Below are 1,593 nucleotides of genomic sequence, written 5' to 3'. Positions count from 1 at the left end.
GAGATAAAGTTAATTGGTGGCCCCTAAGATAAGTGGAATTTGCTGAATAAATCTAAAAACTTTGTTGGATAAGAATTTTAGACTTTTTTCCCCTCAAAAAGTGCCAGAAATTGGGGTGATCGGGGGGGAAATTTAGGCACTTTTTCCCCGAAAATTAGGTAATTGACCCCCTGAAAATCGGTAAAACCCTACACCCCACACCCCACCTGCCCCCCCGATGTCGGGGGGGTTGGGGGGGGTCACACCCTGCCCCCACGAAAAACTTTTTGCCGCAAACCCTATTTACCCTGGCAATTGACAGCGCTTTAAGGCATCTTCGGCAGCCGCTTTGGTGGCATCCTGTTTCCGTTTACCTTTACCTGTACCGTAGAGAAGGTTATTAACCCGCACTTCGGCGGTAAATTCCCTAGCGTGGGGCGGTCCGGTAACATCGATGATCGCATATTCTGGATTAGAGGCGAAATTAGCCAGCGCCCACTGTTGAAAGAGATTTTTAGCATCGATAAAAGATGGCGATTCCGATTGTTGAGAGACTAAATGAGAGGCTACAGGGATAAACAGCCCGTGCAGATAGTTTTTAACCGCATTTAACCCCGAATCTAGATAATAAGCCCCAATTATCGCTTCAAAAGTGTCCGCTAATAGGGTAGGATTCGATCGCCCCCGATCTTTAATTGCTCCCTTACCCAAACGCATTAACTCTCCCAGGCCGATTTCAATGCCCAATTGCGCTAATTGTTCTTCTTTGACCAAATTTGACCGCAAACGGGTTAATTCGGCCTCGTTCATGGCGGGATATTTTTGATACAATAGTTCGCCCACCAAAAAAGCCAAAATCGCGTCGCCCAAAAATTCTAGGCGCTCGTTATTTTCCGTCAATTCGGACTGTTCATTGACATAGGAACGATGGGTTAAAGCTTGGGTGAGAAGGAGAGCATTTTGAAAAGGAGGCAAACAAGACATTACAGAAATGATCAAGTCAAGAGCATTTCTTATCTTAATCCGACCCCACCGCGAATAGATGAGACGAACGATCCTTTTTTTACTGTTTTTTCCGGCTAGTTTAGGCATAATCTCCCAAATCTTTTCACCAGAAAACCTATCCGCTGCTATTCTTGCCCTAAGTAGGGAGGCACAATTATTTGTAGGATGGGTTAGCGGTAGCGTAACCCATGCGGGCGTTGGGTTTCATGCTTCAACCGTTCGGCAAAAGCTCACGGCCGAAGCCCAACCTACGTTCATCTGTTTTTTCCGGCTAGTTTAGGCATAATCTCCCAAATCTTCTCACCGGAAAACCTATCCGCTGCTATTCTTGCCCTAGGTACCCTGGGGATGTGTATTGAACAGGCACGCATGGCAGCGGTGGACTTGGCTGAAATTGCACAATTTCAGCAAAAAACCAGCGATCCTCGCCTCGATCGCTTTTTTATAGTTACAATTAGTACAATTGTTTTAAAATTATCGGGCTTTTATTTGGCTGTCCTGTGGAGGCTCTTCTGGTTTCTGTGTGGAAAGTAGGTCTATACTGATAGTTTATTCCGCAAAATAGTCCTAAAAGTTTTGCCCAATAAGCACTTCAGGATTCCATAAGCC

Annotated in this window: 1 protein-coding gene and 1 pseudogene; one reads left to right on the top strand and one right to left on the bottom strand. The window is 45.5% G+C overall.

Going from position 1 to position 1,593, the window contains the following annotated elements:
- Window positions 1-282 precede the first annotated feature (282 nt).
- Window positions 283-963 carry a ribonuclease III gene (rnc, locus tag IQ242_RS24405; RefSeq protein ID WP_004157122.1) on the bottom strand — a complete coding sequence of 227 codons (681 nt, stop codon included), beginning with the start codon at window positions 961-963 and terminating at the stop codon, window positions 283-285.
- A 315-nt stretch (window positions 964-1,278) separates the two neighbouring features.
- Here rnc and IQ242_RS26525 point away from each other — a divergent pair.
- A pseudogene (locus tag IQ242_RS26525) lies at window positions 1,279-1,485 on the top strand (PEP-CTERM sorting domain-containing protein); the annotation flags it as partial.
- Window positions 1,486-1,593: the final 108 nt, after the last annotated feature.

This window comes from Microcystis sp. LEGE 08355 (assembly GCF_015207185.1).
GTDB lineage: Bacteria > Cyanobacteriota > Cyanobacteriia > Cyanobacteriales > Microcystaceae > Microcystis > Microcystis panniformis.
This window is presented reverse-complemented; position numbering and strand designations above follow the sequence as displayed.